This window comes from Chimaeribacter coloradensis, assembly GCF_002858715.1.
GTDB classification, from domain to species: Bacteria; Pseudomonadota; Gammaproteobacteria; order Enterobacterales; family Enterobacteriaceae; genus Chimaeribacter; species Chimaeribacter coloradensis.
Window position 1 is genome coordinate 22,525 of sequence record NZ_PJZH01000026.1, and the last position, 19,363, is coordinate 41,887.

18 protein-coding genes are annotated in these 19,363 nt (G+C 60.1%); 9 read left to right on the forward strand and 9 right to left on the reverse strand.

Annotated features, from left to right (window positions below):
- Positions 1-13 precede the first annotated feature (13 nt).
- Positions 14-1,300, forward strand: coding sequence for a uracil permease (uraA, locus tag CYR32_RS17610; protein ID WP_101826462.1), 1,287 nt, complete (start codon positions 14-16; stop codon positions 1,298-1,300).
- Between the two features lie 114 nt (positions 1,301-1,414).
- Positions 1,415-2,122 carry a DnaA inactivator Hda gene (gene hda / locus CYR32_RS17615; protein WP_101826486.1) on the forward strand — a complete coding sequence of 236 codons (708 nt, stop codon included), beginning with the start codon at positions 1,415-1,417 and terminating at the stop codon, positions 2,120-2,122.
- Between the two features lie 6 nt (positions 2,123-2,128).
- Here hda and arsC read toward each other — a convergent pair whose 3' ends face one another.
- Together arsC and bepA are read right to left on the reverse strand one after the other, a co-directional pair.
- Positions 2,129-2,485: an arsenate reductase (glutaredoxin) gene (gene arsC, locus CYR32_RS17620; protein ID WP_175578831.1), complete on the reverse strand. Its 357-nt coding sequence runs from the start codon at positions 2,483-2,485 to the stop codon at positions 2,129-2,131.
- A 50-nt stretch (positions 2,486-2,535) separates the two neighbouring features.
- Positions 2,536-4,029, reverse strand: a complete 1,494-nt coding sequence (gene bepA, locus CYR32_RS17625; RefSeq protein WP_101826464.1) for a beta-barrel assembly-enhancing protease — start codon at positions 4,027-4,029, stop codon at positions 2,536-2,538.
- Between the two features lie 304 nt (positions 4,030-4,333).
- Between bepA and CYR32_RS17630 the strand changes: the two genes are divergently transcribed.
- Complete coding sequence (locus tag CYR32_RS17630; protein WP_101826465.1) at positions 4,334-5,407, forward strand: AI-2E family transporter; 1,074 nt, start codon at positions 4,334-4,336, stop codon at positions 5,405-5,407.
- A 48-nt stretch (positions 5,408-5,455) separates the two neighbouring features.
- Here the strand turns inward: CYR32_RS17630 and bcp are convergent, their stop codons facing one another.
- Entirely contained in the window at positions 5,456-5,926 is a 471-nt protein-coding gene (gene bcp, locus CYR32_RS17635) for a thioredoxin-dependent thiol peroxidase (RefSeq protein ID WP_101826466.1), read from the reverse strand.
- Between the two features lie 2 nt (positions 5,927-5,928).
- A complete protein-coding gene (locus CYR32_RS17640; RefSeq protein ID WP_101826467.1) occupies positions 5,929-6,498 on the reverse strand; it encodes a glycine cleavage system transcriptional repressor in 570 nt (189 codons plus the stop codon).
- Positions 6,499-6,644: 146 nt separating this feature from the next.
- Here CYR32_RS17640 and dapA point away from each other — a divergent pair, with 146 nt between their 5' ends.
- The 6 genes from dapA to CYR32_RS17670 all read left to right on the forward strand — a co-directional run bounded on the left by dapA (position 6,645) and on the right by CYR32_RS17670 (position 15,601).
- Positions 6,645-7,526 (forward strand): 4-hydroxy-tetrahydrodipicolinate synthase, encoded by an 882-nt coding sequence (gene dapA / locus CYR32_RS17645; protein WP_101826468.1) that lies wholly within the window; start codon positions 6,645-6,647, stop codon positions 7,524-7,526.
- A gap of 16 nt (positions 7,527-7,542) precedes the next feature.
- The gene (gene bamC, locus CYR32_RS17650; protein WP_101826469.1) at positions 7,543-8,595 is read left to right on the forward strand and encodes an outer membrane protein assembly factor BamC; all 1,053 of its coding nucleotides are present in this window, start codon (positions 7,543-7,545) and stop codon (positions 8,593-8,595) included.
- A 129-nt stretch (positions 8,596-8,724) separates the two neighbouring features.
- A complete protein-coding gene (gene purC / locus CYR32_RS17655) occupies positions 8,725-9,438 on the forward strand; it encodes a phosphoribosylaminoimidazolesuccinocarboxamide synthase (RefSeq protein WP_101826470.1) in 714 nt (237 codons plus the stop codon).
- Positions 9,439-9,646: 208 nt separating this feature from the next.
- On the forward strand, positions 9,647-10,501 hold the full coding sequence (gene ypfJ / locus CYR32_RS17660) for a KPN_02809 family neutral zinc metallopeptidase (protein ID WP_101826471.1): 855 nt from the start codon (positions 9,647-9,649) through the stop codon (positions 10,499-10,501).
- 20 nt (positions 10,502-10,521) lie between these two features.
- A complete protein-coding gene (locus tag CYR32_RS17665; RefSeq protein WP_241523858.1) occupies positions 10,522-12,558 on the forward strand; it encodes a tRNA(Met) cytidine acetyltransferase TmcA in 2,037 nt (678 codons plus the stop codon).
- Between the two features lie 352 nt (positions 12,559-12,910).
- Positions 12,911-15,601 carry an autotransporter outer membrane beta-barrel domain-containing protein gene (locus CYR32_RS17670; protein ID WP_101826472.1) on the forward strand — a complete coding sequence of 897 codons (2,691 nt, stop codon included), beginning with the start codon at positions 12,911-12,913 and terminating at the stop codon, positions 15,599-15,601.
- Between the two features lie 199 nt (positions 15,602-15,800).
- Here the strand turns inward: CYR32_RS17670 and CYR32_RS17675 are convergent, their stop codons facing one another.
- From CYR32_RS17675 to CYR32_RS17695, 5 genes are all read right to left on the reverse strand, one after another.
- A complete protein-coding gene (locus CYR32_RS17675; RefSeq protein WP_101826473.1) occupies positions 15,801-15,986 on the reverse strand; it encodes a YpfN family protein in 186 nt (61 codons plus the stop codon).
- A 2-nt stretch (positions 15,987-15,988) separates the two neighbouring features.
- On the reverse strand, positions 15,989-16,663 hold the full coding sequence (locus tag CYR32_RS17680) for a M15 family metallopeptidase (protein WP_101826474.1): 675 nt from the start codon (positions 16,661-16,663) through the stop codon (positions 15,989-15,991).
- Positions 16,660-17,787, reverse strand: a complete 1,128-nt coding sequence (gene dapE, locus CYR32_RS17685) for a succinyl-diaminopimelate desuccinylase (protein WP_101826475.1) — start codon at positions 17,785-17,787, stop codon at positions 16,660-16,662. The genes CYR32_RS17680 and dapE overlap by 4 nt, the downstream gene beginning before the upstream one ends.
- A 1-nt stretch (position 17,788) precedes the next feature.
- A complete protein-coding gene (locus CYR32_RS17690) occupies positions 17,789-18,172 on the reverse strand; it encodes an ArsC family reductase (RefSeq protein ID WP_101826476.1) in 384 nt (127 codons plus the stop codon).
- 122 nt (positions 18,173-18,294) lie between these two features.
- Positions 18,295-18,726 (reverse strand): GNAT family N-acetyltransferase, encoded by a 432-nt coding sequence (locus CYR32_RS17695; protein WP_101826488.1) that lies wholly within the window; start codon positions 18,724-18,726, stop codon positions 18,295-18,297.
- Positions 18,727-19,363: the final 637 nt, after the last annotated feature.

A 19,363-nucleotide genomic window follows, 5' to 3' on the forward strand; every position in this document is an offset into this window, starting at 1 on the left:
TGAGGATAGAGAGATGACCCGTCGCGCCATCGGGGTGAGCGAGCGCCCACCGCTGCTGCAAACGATTCCGTTAAGTTTCCAGCACTTGTTTGCTATGTTCGGCGCTACCGTGCTGGTGCCGATCCTGTTTAAAGTCAACCCGGCCACGGTGCTGCTGTTTAACGGCATCGGCACACTGCTTTACCTGTTTATCTGCAAAGGGAAGATCCCGGCCTACCTGGGGTCGAGCTTCGCCTTTATCTCCCCGGTGCTGCTGCTGTTGCCGCTGGGGTATGAGGTGGCGCTCGGCGGCTTTATCCTCTGCGGCGCGCTGTTCTGCCTGGTGGCGCTGATTGTGAAAAAGGCCGGCACCGGCTGGATTAACGTCATCTTTCCGCCGGCGGCGATGGGCGCGATTGTCGCGGTGATCGGGCTGGAGCTGGCGGGCGTGGCGGCCAATATGGCCGGGCTGCTGCCGGCGGACGGTGCGTCGGTGGACGGCAAAACCGTGACCATCTCACTGGTGACGCTGGCGGTAACGGTGCTCGGCTCGGTGCTGTTCCGCGGCTTCCTGGCGATTATCCCGATCCTGATCGGCGTGCTGGTGGGCTATGCGCTCTCCTTCTTTATGGGCGTGGTGGATGCGGCCCCGATCCGCGAGGCTCACTGGTTCGCGCTGCCGACCTTCTACACCCCGCGGTTTGAGTGGGTGGCGATGCTGACCATCCTGCCCGCTGCGCTGGTGGTGATCGCTGAGCATGTCGGCCACCTGGTGGTGACGGCGAACATCGTGAAGAAAGATCTGCTGCGCGACCCGGGCCTGCACCGTTCAATGTTTGCCAACGGCCTCTCCACCATGATCTCCGGTTTCTTCGGCTCCACGCCGAACACCACCTACGGGGAGAACATCGGCGTGATGGCGATCACCAAGGTCTACAGCACCTGGGTGATCGGCGGCGCGGCGATTCTGGCAATTCTGCTGTCGTGCGTCGGCAAGCTGGCGGCGGCGATCCAGGCGGTGCCGGTGCCGGTGATGGGCGGGGTGTCGCTGCTGCTGTACGGCGTGATCGGCGCGTCCGGCATCCGGGTGCTGATTGAGTCCAAAGTGGACTACAACAAGGCGCAGAACCTGATCCTCACCTCAGTGATTTTGATCATCGGCGTCAGCGGCGCGAAGGTGCACATCGGCGCGGCAGAGCTGAAGGGCATGGCGCTGGCGACCATTGTCGGCATCTTCCTCAGCCTGCTGTTTAAGCTGATCGAGCGCTTCCGCGGGGAAGAGCAGGTGCTTGAGCCGGAAGATGACGCGCCGCGCCATTAACGCGCAGGCGAAGGATCGCATGCCCGCTGGGATCGATCATCGTGCGGCCGCCGGTTCTCCTGGCGGCCGTTTCTGTGGTAGACTCCGCGGGTTTTACTGCCAGTTTTGGTTGAGGTGCTTCTGAACACGCCGGCGCAGCTTTCACTGCCACTCTATCTTCCGGATGATGAAACGTTCGCCAGTTTCTACCCGGGGGAAAATCCCTCCCTGCTCGCTGCCATTCATACCGCACTGCATCAGGAACACGGGACATACATCTATTTCTGGTCCCGCGTCGGCGGGGGGCGCAGCCACCTGCTGCATGCCGCCTGTGCCGAACTCTCCCAGAAAGGCGAAGCCGTGGGCTACGTCCCGCTGGATAAGCGCGCCTATTTTGTGCCGGACGTGCTGGACGGCATGGAGCAGCTGGCGCTGGTCTGCATCGACAATATCGAGTGCATCGCCGGGGATGAGGCGTGGGAGATGGCGATCTTCAACCTCTATAACCGCATTCTGGAAACCGGCCGTACGCGGCTGTTTATCAGCGGTGACCGCCCGCCGCGCCAGCTTAACCTGCAACTGCCCGATCTCGCCTCACGGCTGGACTGGGGGCAGATCTACAAGCTGCTGCCGCTGTCGGATGAGGAGAAGCTGCAGGCGCTGCAAATGCGCGCCAAATTACGCGGCTTTGAACTGCCGGAAGATGTGGGCCGCTTCCTGCTGAAACGGCTGGATCGCGAGATGCGCACGCTGTTTATGACGCTGGACCAGCTCGACCGCGCCTCGATTACGGCGCAACGCAAACTCACGATCCCGTTCGTGAAAGAGATCCTCAGCCTGTAGCGCCGCCTACAGGATCTCCAGCACCTGCTCCGGCGGCCGCCCGATGCGCGCTTTGCCGTTGGCCACCACAATCGGGCGCTCAATCAGCCGCGGGTGATCCGCCATCGCCTGAATCAGCTCATCCTCACTCAGCCCGGCATCATCCAGCTTCAGCTCGCTGTAGATCTCCTCGTTGCGGCGCATCATGTCACGGGCAGAGGCCAGCCCCAGCTGGTGCACCAGCCTTTGCAGGGTGCTGAACGAGGGCGGGGTCTCCAGGTAGAGAATCACTTCCGGCTCTACGCCTTTCTCTTCCAGCAGCGCCAGCGTTTCACGGCTTTTGCTGCAACGCGGGTTGTGGTAAATCGACACGGTTTCCATTATGTGCTTCCTTAAAGTCAATGCATGAACCGGCGACGGGCGTCGCCGTAAGGTCAGCTGCGCTGGTACTGGCGGAAGCGCTTCTGCATCTGGCGGAACTGGTCAATGCGTGCGTCATAGCGCGCCTGGTCCAGGCTGCCGAGTTTCGCTTGCGCGCTGGCGTTGCTCAGCACCTCAATCGCCTGATCGAGCCTGCCGACCAGCGCCAGGCTTTCCGCCCTGGCCGACAGCTCCTGCGCCCGCTGATTGTTCGCCGCTGACGCCTGTGCCAGCAGGTCCCAGCCGTTCGGATCGTCCGGGTTAGCGTAAGTATAGCGATTAAGAATGCGGATGGCGTCGGCCGGGCGGCCGCCCTCGGCATAGGCGTTCGCCAGGTTGAGCTGCAAGACCGGGTTGCCGCGCGCGGCACTGGCCTTCTCCAGCCGGGCGATCGCCTGCGGCGCCTGCCCGCGGCCGAGGTCAATGTCGGTCAGCAGGTCGAGGTACCAGACGTTCGCCGGGTCTTTCGCCAGCAGCGGTGCCAGCACCCCCGCCGCGTCACCATATTTTTTCGCCTGATAGAACAGGATCGCCCGGCCATAGCGCGCGGCGGTCTGCTCGCGCACGTTGCCCTGTTCCAGCGGTTGCAGGACATCCTCGGTCAGGCGGCCCTCCTCACTGCCGTACATCCCCAGCACCCGCACTTTGGCGAGCATAAAGTCCAGCGAGGAGTGCGCCACCACGTGCGCCATCTGGTTGGCGCGGTTGCGGGTGTCTGAGAGGCGGCTGTCCGGCAGCGGGTGGGTGAGCAGCATCTCCGGCGGCCTGGAGGAGGAACGCGACTGGTCCGCCAGCTTCTGCAGGAAGGTCGGCATCGCTTCCGGGTCAAAGCCCGCGCGTTGCAGCACCTGGATGCCGATGCGGTCCGCCTCCTGCTCATTCGCCTGGGTGAAGCTGATCATGCCCTGCTGCGCCCCGGCCAGCGTGCCGGTCAGCGCGGCCATCCCGGCCTGCGGGCTGGCCATCGCCAGCAGGATCGAGCCGAGCGCGCCAACCCAGGTCAGCGGGGCGCTGCGTTGCTGGTCTTCCATCGCGCGCGCCAGATGACGCTGGGTGACGTGGGAGATTTCGTGCGCCAGCACCGAGGCGAGCTGGCTTTCATTGTCGGTGTAGCGGAACAGCGCCGAGTGCAGTACCACATTGCCGCCAAAGAAGGCGAAGGCGTTGATCTCGTCATTGTTGACCAGGAAGAAATGGAACGGCGTCCGCACGGAATAGGCGTGGGAGACCAGCCGGTTTCCGAGCTGGTTGATATACTGAACCAGCAGCGGGTCGTTAATTAACGGCGCGCTGCCGCGCAGCTGGCGGACATAGAAATCCCCCATCTGCAACTCCTGGTTGATGCTGAGGGTGCCGCCCGCCGTGGTGCCGATGTCCGGTAACTGATCCACCAGCGGGGTGGCGTCTGCCGCCATCAGCGGCGCAGCGGCCAGGGCCGGGGGGAGGGCGGAGAGCGACAGCGCGCCAATCAGCGCGGCAACCAACGGTTTTCTGAATGATAAGGCCATGATGCGCGATCCCTTGGTAAAAGTCCTGACGGTAAGCGGGCGGGGGGCCGGGCAGGCTGTGCCGCCGGTGCCCTGTCTGCCCGGCGGCGCGGCGCGTGCCGGCTTGTCCGGTAAAAAAGGCGGGTATGGCTTTCCGGCGCTCCCCCGGTTGCGTAGACTCCCTGCGGCGCGGCGGGTTCCTGCGCGCGTTTCGTTTTCTTATCTTAGCCATCCCCTTGGTGCAATGGAACATTTGCGCGGGGATATATGCCGGAACGTGGGGCAGCGCCTTGTCTGCCGCGGTCTCCGGCTTCTGGAGTATTGAATGCTTGAGTTGTTATTGCAGTGGTACCGCCGCCGGTTCTCCGACCCTGAGGCCATTGCGCTGCTGGTTATCCTGCTGGCCGGTTTCTGTATCCTCTATTTTTTCCACGGCATCCTGGCCCCGCTGCTGGTGGCGATCGTGCTCGCCTACCTGCTGGAGTGGCCCACGGCGCGGCTCCAGCGGCTGGGCTGTTCGCGCACCTGGGCGGCCAGCATCGTGCTGACGCTGTTTGCCGGTGTGGTGATGCTGGCGCTGTTTGTTGTCGCCCCGGCCACCTGGCAGCAGGGGGTCAACCTGGCCACTGACCTGCCGGCGATGCTCAACCACTTCTACCTCTATGCGCAAAACCTGCCGAAACGCTACCCGGCGCTGGTGGACGCGGGCATCATCGACATGATGGCCGAGGATATGCGCGCCCGCCTGACGCTGGTGGGCGGGTCGGTGGTGAAATTCTCCCTCGCCTCGCTGGTGGGGCTGCTCACGCTCTCTATCTACCTGGTGCTGGTGCCGCTGATGGTATTTTTCCTGCTTAAGGACAAAGAGCAGATGCTGAACGCGGTGCGGCGGGTGCTGCCGCGTAACCGCGGGCTGGCCGGGCAGGTGTGGGTGGAGATGAACCAGCAGATCACCAACTACATCCGCGGCAAGGTGCTGGAGATGGTGGTGGTGGGCATCGCCACCTATATCGTCTTCTTTATGATGGATTTGCAGTACTCGCTGCTGCTGGCGGTGCTGGTGGGGTTCTCGGTGCTGATCCCTTACATCGGCGCGGTGATCGCCACCATCCCGGTGGTGGTGATTGCGCTGTTCCAGTGGGGGCTGGGGGCCGATTTCTGGACGCTGATCGCCGCCTATCTGGTGGTGCAGGGGCTGGACGGCAACCTGCTGGTGCCGATCCTCTTCTCAGAGGCGGTGAACCTGCACCCGCTGGTGATCATCCTGTCGGTGATTATTTTCGGCGGCCTGTGGGGCTTCTGGGGCATCTTTTTCGCCATCCCGCTGGCGACGCTGGTCAAGGCGGTGGTGCACGCCTGGCCGGACACCCTGTACGATGACCCGGAGCAGCAGGCATAAAAAAAGCGCCGGACGCGCTTTTTTATCAACCAATACGGGGGCGCGGGGTTACGCGCAGGACTTCAGGTAATCCATCACGATGTCGTGGTGGTTACTGGTTTTGAACTCATCAAACACCTTCTCGACCTTGCCGTCACGGCCGATCAGGAAGCTGATGCGGTGGATGCCGTCATAGGTTTTCCCCATAAAGGATTTCTCACCCCAGACGCCGAACTGCTGCGCTACCTGGTGGTCCTCATCGGAAAGCAGGGTGAAGTTCAGCAACTCTTTTTCCGCAAACCGGGAGAGTTTCTCCGGTTTGTCGGTGCTGACCCCCAACACCTCGACCCCCGCTTTTTTCAGGTCGTCCATGTTGTCACGCAGGCCGCAGGCCTGCACGGTGCAGCCGGGCGTCATGGCTTTCGGGTAGAAATAGACCAGGACGCGCTGTCCCTGGAAGTCGGCCAGATTGACCAATTCGCCGTCCTGATCGGGCAGACTAAATTGCGGCGCTGTATCACCGGCTTTCAGTGGGCTCATCACTACTCTCCATCTTTCTCATCATGCTGTGGATAGTTCACCACGCTAATAGTGCCTTGTGCATTCAATTCTGTACATAGCCGGTAAAAGGCCGGTTCAATAATGGATGCGTCGGTGTCGGCAGGGCTGTGCGCGGTGATCTGGATCGACAGCTGGGGCGGGTTATCTCCGGTCGCGGGCTGCGTTTTGGAGGCCAGTTCAGCAATGTTCATCTGATGCGAGTCGAAAAGATCGGTAAAGCGTTCAATAATATGCGGTGAATCCTTCACCTCCACCTTGACCCAGACCGTGACCGGCATCGGCGGCCGCCCGTGGGAGTGCGTGCGCTTCATCACAATCAGCAGCTCCAGTTCGGCCCCCTTCAGCGGCAGGGTCGATTCAATCAGGGCGATGGCATTCCAGCTCCCGGAAAGCAGCATGATAAAGGTGAACTCCTCACCGAGCATGGCAAGACGGCTGTCTTCAATGTTGCAGCCGCAGCTGCTGACGTGACGGGTAATGGTGTTCACAATGCCGGGGCGGTCGGCGCCCAGCGCGGTGATGACCAGATAGTGTTGTTGTGACTGCGGCAAAATTGCTCTTCCTGTCATGCTCCATGGGGTTCCCATGGTAAACATAAAAAAAACCGCCTGCCAAGCGCTTGTAACCAGGTTGTTTGCTTGCTTTTAATGAAGGGTCAAACGTACCATGAGTCACCAGTTTGTGGAGGGGATGGCTAATGTTTACCGGAAGTATTGTTGCACTGGTTACGCCGATGGACGACAAAGGTGCTGTCGATCGCGCGAGCCTGAAAAAACTGATTGATTATCATGTCGCCAGCGGAACCTCGGCGATTGTCTCCGTCGGGACGACCGGCGAATCGACCACCCTGAGCCACGACGAACACGGTGACGTGGTGATGCAAACCGTGGAGCTGGCCGACGGCCGCATCCCGGTGATTGCCGGCACCGGAGCCAATGCCACCGCCGAAGCCATCTCACTGACGCAACGCCTTGAAAAGAGCGGTGTGGTCGGCTGCCTGACCGTGACCCCGTATTACAACCGTCCTACCCAGGAAGGGCTCTACCAGCACTTCAAAGCGATCGCGGAAAGCACCGCGCTGCCGCAGATTCTGTACAACGTGCCCTCCCGTACCGGTTGTGACCTGCTGCCGGTAACCGTGGCGCGCCTGGCAAAAATTGACAATATTGTGGCAATTAAAGAGGCCACCGGGAACTTAAACCGTGTCAGCCAGATCCAAGTGCTGGTTGATGATGAGGCGTTCACCCTGCTGAGCGGCGATGACGCCAGCGGACTGGACTTTATGCAACTGGGCGGCAAGGGCGTGATTTCGGTGACGGCCAACGTGGCGGCCCGGGAGATGGCGCAACTCTGCGCACTGGCTCAGCAGGGCAACTTTGCTGAGGCCCGTCGCCTGAACCAGCGCCTGATGCCGTTGCATCAGGATTTATTTGTAGAAGCGAACCCAATTCCGGTGAAATGGGCCTGCAAGGCATTGGGATTGATGGCAACCGACACACTGCGTCTGCCAATGACGCCGTTGTCTGATGCGGCCCGCCCGGTGGTGGAGCAGGCATTGAAACATGCCGGTTTGCTGTAACTCTTAGGGAGATTTAATGGTTTATTCATTGCATAAGTCGCGTGTAGCGAAAGTTGCGGGGGTGTCCCTCGTTCTGCTGCTCGCGGCCTGTTCCAGCGATCAGCGTTATAAGCGCCAGGTAAGCGGCGACGAGGCCTATCTTGATGCGGCCGCGCTGAAAGAACTGAAAGCGCCCGCCGGGATGATTCTGCCGTTGCAGGACAGCACCTACGATGTGCCGGCCGTGACGCTCAAGGGCGGCGTGGGTAAACAGCTCGACATCCGCCCGCCGGTTCAGCCGCTGCCGCTGCTGAGCGGTTCCCGCTCGCAGATCACGGGTGACAGCGTCATGATTCTGCTGGAAAACAGCCCGCAAAACCGCGACCTGTGGGCCAATGTGGTGAAAGTGGCAGAGCAGAACGGCTACACCATCGCCACCCGCAATGATGCCGGCCAGACGCTGAGCACCGACTGGGTGAAGTGGAACCGTGCGGATGAGGACTTCCAGTACGAAGGCCGTTACCAGATCTCTGTGGCACCCAAGGATTACCAGCTCGGCCTGAGCGTGAAAACCCTGGCCTTGCAGCAGCAGGGTAAAGCGGTGACGTCGCCGTCTGACATTCAGCGCTACAACGGCCAGATGCTGAACAGCCTGGTGGCCGGTCTCGACAAGATCTCCTCCGACCTGGAAAACAGCCGCGCCGGGCGTGACACCAGCAGCTTTAACGTCACCAGCGGCAGCGATGATACCGGCCTGCCGGTGCTGGTGGTGCGTGCGCCTTACACCCAGGTGTGGAACCGCCTGCCGAAAACGCTGGAACGCGTCGGCATGACCGTGACCGACAGCAGCCGCCCGCAGGGCACGCTCTCCGTGACCTATAAATCCCTGAGCGACAGCGACTGGGATGCGCTGGGTGTGAAAGCGCCGGAAAACGTGAAAAACGGCGACTATAAATTGCAGGTTGGCGATCTCGACAACCGCAGCAGCCTGCAGTTCATCGATTCGAAAGGGCACCCGCTGACGCAGTCGGAAAACGATGCGCTGGTGGCGGTGTTCCAGGCCGCCTTCGACAAGGTACCGGCAAACTGATCTTGAGGGGCTTCGGCCCCTTTTTTATTGGCAGTACGGCAGGGCGACCGGTACAGATTTTTGTTGCCGCAACCGCGACGCAAACGTTACCCTCTATCCCGACGAGTCATATCACTGGAGTAAGTTAAGATGCAAAAGTTAGCTGAGCTGTATCGCGGAAAGGCGAAAACCGTCTACACCACCGAAAACCCGGATCTGCTGGTGCTGGAATTCCGTAACGATACATCAGCGCTCGATGGCGAACGCATTGAGCAGTTTGACCGCAAAGGCATGGTAAACAACAAGTTCAACCACTTCATCATGACCAGGCTGGAAGAGGCGGGTATCCCGACCCAGATGGAGCGCCTGCTCTCTGACAATGAAGTGCTGGTGAAGAAGCTGGAGATGGTGCCGGTCGAGTGCGTGATCCGTAACCGCGCGGCCGGTTCTCTGGTGAAACGTCTCGGCATTGAAGAGGGGCTGGAGCTGAACCCGCCGCTGTTCGATCTCTTCCTGAAAAATGACGCCATGCATGACCCGATGGTCAACGAATCCTACTGCAAAACCTTCGGCTGGGTGAATGAAGAGAACCTGGCGCGCATGAAGGCGCTGAGCTACCAGGTCAACGAGGTGCTGAGCAAGCTGTTTGATGATGCCGGGCTGATCCTGGTGGACTTTAAACTGGAATTCGGCCTGTTCAACGGCGAAGTGGTGCTGGGCGATGAGTTCTCCCCGGACGGCAGCCGCCTGTGGGACAAAGCAACCCTCAACAAGATGGACAAAGACCGCTTCCGCCAGAGCCTGGGCGGCGTGATTGAAGCTTATGAGGATGTCGCGAAGCGTATCGGCGTTCAGCTGGACTGATCGCGCAATCGATTACCCCTGTTCCTGTTTTCCTCACGGGCGGCCACATCGGCCGCCCGTGTGCATTCTGCGGCGGAGCGCCGGGTCTGCGGGCGTCAACCCGGCGTAATTTACGCTAAGCTGAAACGTAATTATCTCTGTCATCACTGACAGAGCAGTCACATCATCATTAACAAGAATGGGTATCACTACCCCGGGGAGCAGGGTTATGCGTTGGCAAGGGAGACGGGAAAGTAACAATGTGGAAGATCGCCGCAGCGCCGGTTCAGGCGGCGGGGGCGGCTTCCGGGTGCCGATGGGCGGCAAGGGCGGCATCATCATCGTGGTGGTGGTGCTGGTCGCCGGTTACTACGGCATCGACCTCACGCCGTTGCTCGGCGGGGGCGGCGGCCAGCCGGTCACCCAGACGCAGCAGGTCAGCCCGCGGGATGATGAGCTGGCGAAATTCACCTCGGTGATCCTCGCCTCTACCGAAGATACCTGGAAGACCCTGTTCCAGCAGGAGGGCAAGCAGTACCGCGAGCCGAAACTGGTGATGTACCGCGGCGCGACCCGTACCGGGTGCGGCACCGGCCAGTCAGTGATGGGGCCGTTCTACTGCCCGGCAGACAGCACCGTGTATGTGGATCTCTCCTTTTATCAGGAGCTGAAAGACAAACTCGGGGCCGACGGCGATTTCGCCCAGGGCTATGTGGTGGCGCACGAAGTCGGCCACCATGTGCAGAACCTGCTGGGCATTGAGCGTAAGGTGCGGGAGATGCAGCAGGGCGCGTCCCAGACGGAAGTGAACCGCCTCTCGGTAAAACTGGAGTTGCAGGCAGACTGCTTCGCCGGGGTCTGGGGCCATGTGATGCAGGAGCAGCAGGTGCTGGAGCCAGGCGACCTGCAAGAAGCGCTGAATGCTGCCCAGGCGATTGGCGATGACCGCCTGCAACAGCAGAGCCAGGGCCGGGTCGTGCCGGACAGCTTCACCCACGGCACCTCAGAGCAGCGCTATAGCTGGTTCAAACGCGGTTTTGACAGCGGGAACTACAAAGAGTGTGATACCTTTGCCGCCCGATAATTTACAACGGCAGGCAGGGAATGATTACAGCGATCCTCAGCGCGCAGCGCAACATGCAGCAGGCCGGCATCCGCCGCCTGCTGGTGTTGAGCGGCGAACGCGGCTGGTGCCTGTCGCAGGCTGACGCGATTGCCGCTGCGCTGGGTGAGGATGTGCTGTGGATGTCGCCCGACCCGGCGCGGCCGCAGGCGGTGCCCCCGGCACGCGCCAGAACGCTGCTCGGCAGCGAGCGGCAACATGCGGTGTTTGACGCCACCCAGGGGCTGGATGCGGAGGCGCTGGCCGCGCTGGCAGGCTGCCTGGCCGCCGGCAGCTGGCTGCTGTTGCTGGTGCCGCCGTGGGATCGCTGGCCGCACCAGCCGGACAGCGACAGCCTGCGCTGGAGCGAGCAGCCGCAGCCGATCGCCACCCCCCATTTTGTCACCCGCCTTTGCGGCCTGCTGGAAAATGATGCCGAGACGTTGATCTGGCGGCAGCATCACCCATTTACTCTCCCCGGCTGGGCCACGCGCCCGGCCTGGCAGCCACCGGACGGTCAGCCGACCGCCGGGCAGCGGCTGCTGCTGGCCCAACTGCAACAGGCCGATCGCGGCATCTGGGTCGTGACCGCCACCCGCGGGCGCGGCAAATCGGCGCTGGCCGGGATGCTGGCCGCCTCGCTGCCCGGCCGCTGCCTGCTGACGGCACCGAGCCGTGACGCGGCAGAGACCCTGAGCCGGTGGGCGGGTGACCCGCTGCCGTTTATGGCCCCTGATGCGCTGCTGGCCGCCTGCCGGAACCGGCCCCCGGCGCAGGACGGCTGGTTACTGATAGATGAGGCGGCGGCCATCCCGGCACCGCTGCTGCATCAGCTCATTCACTTTTTCCCGCGTGTGTTGCTGACCACCACCGTCCAGGGCTATGAAGGCACCGGGCGCGGCTTTTTGCTGAAGTTCTGTGCCGATCTGCCGGGCTGGCACGATCTGCGGCTTACCCAGCCGGTGCGCTGGGCAGAGCATGATCCGCTCGAAGCGTTGCTGGAGGAGGCTTTGTTGATGTCCGACTCTCCGCTTCCGGCCACTGCGCCCGCGGCACACTACCGCCTGACCACGCTGCCGCAGACGGCGTGGACCGGCCAGCCCGCGCTGTTGGCCGCCTTTTACGGGCTGCTCAGCGCCGCCCACTACCGTACCTCGCCGCTGGATTTACGCCGCCTGCTGGATGCACCGGGCCAGCAGATGCTGGCCGCCTGCGACCGCGACCAACAGCAGGTGTATGGTGCACTCTGGCTGGTGGAGGAGGGCGGGCTGAGCGAGGCGCTGGCGCATGAGGTGTGGGCCGGTCGCCGCCGCCCGCGCGGAAGCCTGATTGCGCAATCGCTGGCCGCCCACGGCGGTCAGTGGCAGGCACCGGTGCTGCATTCCCGCCGTATCAGCCGCATCGCCGTCACGCCCGGCCAGCGCCGGCAGGGGCTGGGCCGCCGATTGGTAGAGGAGGCGCTCGCCCGTGCGCGCGCCGACGGTATAGATTTCCTCTCGGTGAGTTTTGGCTTTACCGAACCGTTGTGGGCGTTCTGGCAGCAGTGTGGTTTCTGCCTGGCGCGCATCGGCAGCCAGCGTGAAGCCAGCAGCGGCTGCTATGCCGCGATGGCGCTCTTACCGGTTTCCCCCGCCGGTGAGGCCCTGGCCCGGCAGGCCGCACAACGCCTGAGCCGGGACTGGCCCTGGCTGGCGGCACGGGTGGCGCTGCCGTTGCCGCAGGAAAACAGCACCCCTCAGGCGCTTGATGAGGAGGACTGGCGCGAGCTGGCCGGTTTCGCCTTTGCCCATCGTCCGCTGGAGGCGAGCCTGGGCGCGCTGCAACGCCTGTTGCTGCTTCCGGCCTTGCCGTTGCCGGTGCTCCGGGCGCACCTGCAACAGGGGCAGGCAGTGGCTTCACTCTGTGCGCACTTCGCCCTGCCGGGGCGTAAAGCCCTGCTGCTGCGCTGCCGGCAGGAAACGGCGGCGGCACTGGCTGCCCTCGACCCGCTTGCCTGCCGCCACTGGCAAGCGTGGGCGGCGGCCCATGCGGAGACATAACGCGCGTATCGTCTGTTTTCCGGTTGTCATTTTATTTTGGTTAATATGTTAATACACCGCGCTTAAATTAATTCCTTCTTAATTTAATTAAATATCACCATTGTCTGCTTAAATTAGCATTTAAATAATTAAATGAATTTCCTTATTATCTTAAAATTGTTCTTAGATATTCTCAATGAATTAAGAATTAACGGGAAAGTTCCCTGCAAGGTTGAATAAATCCTACCCTTAAAATATGATCGTCCCTGCGAATGACTCTGTTCGTCATATTATTTTATTAATGGACGTCTCTATTTATCAGCGTAAAAGCTGATAAATAGCTGTGTAAATTCATGCATTGAGGGATTATCAAATGCCTGTCCGCCATAAGAAGTTCTCCTTATCAAAAATCACGCTTGCCTGCACGCTCGCGTTAACCTCCTCTGCCGCCCTGGCGCAGGATATTTCCGGCACTACCTTCAACACGTTCACGCATGGCGTTGATATTGGAGGCCATGTTCATTATCAGGGCTACACCGACTGGGATAACAGCGCAGCCGGTTACGCCGGCAGTGATATCTACCCGGCGATCAATAATGCCGTCGTCAATGGGGTGATCTCCACCTATTATCTGGATAACGGCTCCACCACCAATAATACCCTGACGCTCTCCAATACCACGGTAAACGGCATGATTACCTCCGCCTGTATGACGGGGGATTGCAGCACCACCGAGCCGCGGGTGAATTACCTTGATCCGCTGAACCTGATTGTGGATAACACCACAATTAATGACACCTACGAACACTATATTTATGATGTGACCGGCGTAGATAACGTACGTGATTTTGATCAGGTTGATACCTATGCGCTGGGCACAGCGATCACCCTGGATCAGGAAAGCAATATTACGCTTCAGAATAATTCGCATGTGGCAGGTATCGCCCTGTCTCAGGGCTATGAGTGGGTTGATGCCAACGGTAACAGCGGCGAAACCTTCGATAACAATGTCCAGATCAATGACTCGGTGCTGACCTCCGGCGCGTACAGCGAACTGGATAATCACGGTTTCTACGGCCAGTCTGACAAACCCAGCGATTACAATACGGCCAACAGCACGGCGGCAGACGATGTGGCGCTCTCCGTTACCGCCAGCGCCGACGCCGATAACGCCATGAAAACCAACGTGGTGCTGAACAACTCGACCATGGTGGGTGACGTCTCCTTCGTCAGCCATTTCGATGACGGCTATTACATCGACGGCCACGACAGTAACGGCGATGGCGTGCTGGACACCGACGGCTGGGACAACACCGATGAGCTGCACCTGACGCTGGATAACGGCAGTAAATGGGTCGGTGCCGCCTTCTCCAGTGTAGAAGTGGACACCGCCCTGTATGACCACAACACCAACAGCCGCTGGCCGGATTCGGTGTACAACTCAGCTTACGGCCACCTGACCGGTGACGCCGTCTATCAGAGCGGCCTGTTTGATATTGCCCTGAACAACGGCTCCGAGTGGGATGCGGCCAAAGCCTCCAACCTGGATAACCTCAGCGTTAACAACCGTTCGCAAGTGACTGTGCAGGAGGCCTCTGTCCTGGCGGACACCATCACCCTGACCAACGGCTCCCTGCTGAACATCGCCGCGCACGGTGAGGTGGCCACAGACGATCTGCGTCTGGACTCAGGCAGCCGCGCGTCACTGGTGGAAGAGAGCGCCTACCTCTACGCCAACACCCTGACCGTGGACAACGGTGCTGAATTGGATCTGGGCCGCGGTCAGGTTGAGACCCAGAACCTGGTGCTGACCAATAACGGTGCCTTTGATGTCGGCAGCCGTGAATTTGTGCTGAATGCTGACCTGAATAACGGCCGCGACAAAACCGCCGCCGATTATGTGTACGACGCCGGCGTGATTGGCATCAATTCAGACGGCCACCTGAGTGTAAACGGCACGGCCAACGGCAATTACCAGGTACGGATTGATAACGCCACCGGTGCCGGCAGCGTTGCCGACTACAAAGACAAAGAGCTGATCCGCACCTATGGCGGCAATGCGACCTTTACCGATGCCAATGAGGCAGATCTGGGTGCCTACCGTTACCAGGCTGAACAGCGCGGCGACGTCGTGGTGCTGGACCAGAAAGGGCTGACCTCAACCGCGAATGCGGCCCTGAGCCTGCCTTCCTCCAACGCCAACACCTGGCACATCGAGCAAGACACGCTGGCAAACCGCATGGACAACGTCCGCCACACCGCCAATCAGGATAAGGGCGGGGTGTGGGTTAACTACTTCGGCGGCAACCTGGATGCGGGCAATGACGTTGTAAATTACGACCAGGATGTTAACGGCGTGATGGTCGGCCTGGATAAAGTGATCGAAGGCGGTGGCGAACGCGAATGGCTGGTCGGGATGTCTGCCAGCTTTGCGAAATCCAGCCTCAGCATGTCCAATGCCGATGCGGACTCTGACAGCCAGTCAGCCCGTCTTTACAGCAGCCTGATGTTCAATAACGGCGTGTTCATCGACAGCTCCCTGAGCTACAGCCACTTCAGCAACGATCTCGACAGCACCATGAGCAACGGCCAGCGTGCTTCCGGTGACAACACCACCGATGCCTGGGGCTTTGGCCTGAAACTGGGCTACGACTGGGCCTTCCAGCCGAAAGCCTACCTGACCCCGTATGCCAGCATCAGCGGTGTGTTTGTGGGTGATGATGATTACACCCTGAATAACGGCATGAACATCCGCGATCAGGCGTATGACAGCATGCGTTATGAGCTGGGTGCGGATATCGGGTATACCTTTGAATACGCGGGCGGCCAGGCCTTTACCCCTTATGCCTCACTGGCCTATGTATACGAAGACGGCAGCAACGACGCGAACATCAACGGCGACCGCATCGACAACGGCTTAGATGGCTCAGCGGTGCGCGTAGGGCTTGGCGGACAATTCGAAATGAGCAAAAACTTCAGCATCTATGCGGATGCTAACTACCTGGGCGGCAGCGATGTTGACCAGCCCTGGGCAGCCAACCTCGGTGTGAAATACCGCTGGTAAGGGGCATGTGCTGCGGCGCATCCCTGGTTGAATAACATTGGCCCCTCTGCGGGGCCAATTTTTTGTCTGTAGCAAAAGCGTTATTAACCCGCGCCCTCATGGACTCCGCCCGGCGGGGGCTGCGGGGGTGAAACCGCACCCTGAAAAACGGCCATAAAAAACGGGCAGCCTGGGCTGCCCGCGGGGTGTTTACCGGCCGTTACTTCTTCTTCGGCCAGTCTTCTTCGTCATCCCATTGCGCGTTGTTATCGCGGTGGGGCGGCAATTCCGGTTTGTTGTTTAAAAAGCGTTTATGATCCAGTCGGCGTAACTCTTTGATGCCATTCAGGATAATACCCACCAGAATCACTAAAAAAATCCACCAGTAGTCGGCTATCCAGTGCATGGTTACCCTCCGTGATTAATGCTTACGTAACGCGTAAACAGCGTATCGATATGGGCAGACAGCCACTCCGCGCCTGCCACATCCTGCCCCTGCCACGATGATATGATCTTTTCCGGCGTCAGTAACCTTTCCAGCGTGCGTGCCGCCGGGCGGTAACTCAGGTGCCAGGGTTCAATGGCGACCCCGCCGCGATCTTCCGCAAAGGGCCGGTAGAAACCAAAGGCGGCCATATGCTCCGTCAGCCATGCGGTTAGCGGGGCGAAATAGCCCCCTGGTTGGTACTCCCACGGCTCCAGTTGCAGTTTTTGCCCCGCCGGCAGCAGCGAGGGATCGTAGACGTCCAGATCGGTGCCCCAGTGGTGGCGGCTGGTGCCGGGCAGGGCTGACCAGCGTAAAATTGCTTCGCAGCGCTGCGCCACGGTGAGCGCAGCGGCATCCAGCGGCTGACAGGCATGATCCAATAGTGGCCGCTCGCCGCGGAATTTGCCATTCCAGATGGCGCGTTGCCGATCGAAGTCACGAAATGTGCTGGCCGGTTGCAGGTCAAACCCGGCGGCCCGCGCGGCCTGTTGCAATCTTACAAAAGCCTGTGCCGCCTCCGGCTGAAGGCGGTGCGGGCCGCAGAGCGGCACCAGATGAGCATCGCTCCGGCCGGTCAGCATCTCATCGGTGATCATGCGATTAACTGATCCATAATCCGCTGGTACATTCTGCTCAGCAATTGCAGGTCTGCCGCGCTGACGCACTCATTGATTTTATGAATGGTGGCATTGACCGGGCCAAGTTCCACTACCTGTGCGCCCATCTGGGCAATAAAGCGCCCATCTGAGGTGCCGCCGGTGGTTTCCAGCGTCGGGGAGATCTCACTGTAGTGCCTGACGGCCTTGACCACCGCGTCCACCAGTTCGCCGCGTGCGGTCAGGAACGGCTGGCCGGAGATTTTCCACTCAATGGTGTAGCGCAACTGGTGTTTTTCCAGCAGCGCCTGTACCCGCTGTTTGATCAGTTCATCGGTGAGTTCCGTGCTGAAGCGGAAATTGAACTGCACAAAGAACTCACCGGGGATCACGTTGTTGCTGCCGGTGCCCGCCTGCACATTGGCAATCTGCATACTGGTCGGCGGGAAGAAATCATTGCCCTGATCCCACTCCGTGGCTGCCAGTTCGGCCAGTGCCGGCAACGCCCGGTGAACCGGGTTGTCCGCCAGGTGCGGGTAGGCGACATGCCCCTGCACGCCATGAATATGCAGATTCGCCGTCATCGAGCCACGGCGGCCATTTTTTACCACGTCACCCACGCGCTCGGTACTGGAAGGCTCGCCCACCAGGCAGTAGTCCAGCCGCTCCTGGCGCGCCATCAGCGCTTCCACCACTTTGACCGTGCCGTAGGTGGCGTTGGCCTCTTCGTCAGAGGTGATCAGAAACGCCAGCCGCCCGCGGTGGTGCGGGTTGGCGGCCACAAAGCGCTCCGCCGCCACCACCATCGCCGCCAGCGACCCTTTCATGTCTGCGGCACCCCGGCCAAACAGCATCCCGTCGCGGATCGCCGGTTCAAACGGCGGGTTGATCCAGCGCGACTCATCGCCCACCGGCACCACGTCGGTATGGCCGGCAAAGGCCAGGGTTTTTCCTTCCCCGCGCCAGGCCCAGAAGTTCTGGGTATCGCCGAAATTCATCGGTTCGATGGTAAACCCCAGCGCTTTCAGGCGGGCGATCATGATCGCCTGACAACCGGCATCATCCGGGCTGAGGGAGGGGCGCTTAATCAGTTGCTGCGCTAAATCAATTACCGGACAGGTCATCTCAGTTCCCCTGTGAAATAAAGTGCTGATAACGTCCGGCATCAAAACCGAGCAGCGAGGTGTTGCCGGGGCCGGTGAGCAATGGGCGCTTGATAATGGCCGGTTGCGCCAGCATCAGTTGCAGGGCGGAAGCGGCGTCCGTGACGGCACCACGCGCCTCCTCACTCAGCTTGCGCCAGGTGGTGCCGCGGGTATTCAGCAGCGCCTCATAGCCTTGCTGGGCGATAAAGGTCTCCAGCATCTCCGCCGTCAGGCCATCAACCCGATAATCATGAAAACGGTAGGCAACCTGCTGCTCATCCAGCCAGCGGCGGGCTTTTTTAACGGTATCGCAATTTTTGATGCCATAAAGGGTGAGGCCAGGGGCGGTGGGGGACTCTGCCATGAAAAAATACCTATAAACACGTGATCAAAAAAGGAACGGTACGCCGGGCGCGTGGCGTGTTCCGGCATCCCCCCATAATGCGGGAAAAGCGCGGGGCGATCCAGCCACCCCGGCCGGGCGGGTCAATCGATATACCCTTTTTGCTGCATCGCCTGAAGCCGGTCAGGGGTGGCGGTCACCATACCGGTATGCAGCAGGTGGAAATCATAACGGCGATAGAAATCGATCTTATCCGGCACCGCATAGATAAACAGCTTGCCGTAGGGGCGTAAGTCTTCGCAGATGCGGCGCATCAGCTGGTCACCCAACCCGCGCCCTTGCAGGTCGGGGTCGACCACCACATCGGAAAGGTAGGAGGCGTAGGTAAAGTCGCTGATAGCGTGGGCGGTCGCCACCAGTTTTCCCTCCAGGTAGCCCCAGTAGCAGAAGGCGCTGTTACGGTAAGATTGCCGCAGTTGATCAACATCGCGCGCATTCAAACCGCCACGCTCAATCAGCCGCGCCAGCGCAGCCCAGTCCACCGGGTAGCGGGTTTCATCGGTCACAATGTCCAGTGTTGCCATCGTTTTCTGCTCCAGGTTATCGGTCATCAACCGTATAGGCACGCGACGATCAGGTCAGCGCGTCAGGTAAAGGGAGAGTAAAACATTTTACGTGCCGGCGGCAGGGAAAAGGTCATGCCTGAAATGGCGTAGCAGGGCATACCCATGCAACGGAATTACACAGGCTGAAAAAAAGGCCGCGCGTCACAGAACGATAAAAATAATATTATGATCGTGAGAAATTATTATCTGTTATTAAATAACACGCGCACTGTCAGTAAATAGCCGAGATAACGTAATAATAATTTCTGTGGTTATTATTACTGCCGGTTTTCTTATCTGCTGCCGGTTTTTTGTTACGTAATTGTTTCAGGTTTTACGCCGTGACAGAGCAGTCGCCCCGTTATTTACGGCAATAACCAATAAAATCATAGACAGAATGTAAAAATAGCGAAAAGGGCAAAAGCCTGACGGCAGAAACCGGTAGAGTTACTCATCGCCGCAGAGCCGGAGAGCCGCTGGTGACGGGAGGTAACCCGGTTGCCCAGAAGCCGTGTTCCAGAAAATCGACGTAAACACTTCTGGTACTTAATACCGTAAGATGCACAACTTAAATAAATTAATCACACAATGAAACTGGCCGATATAG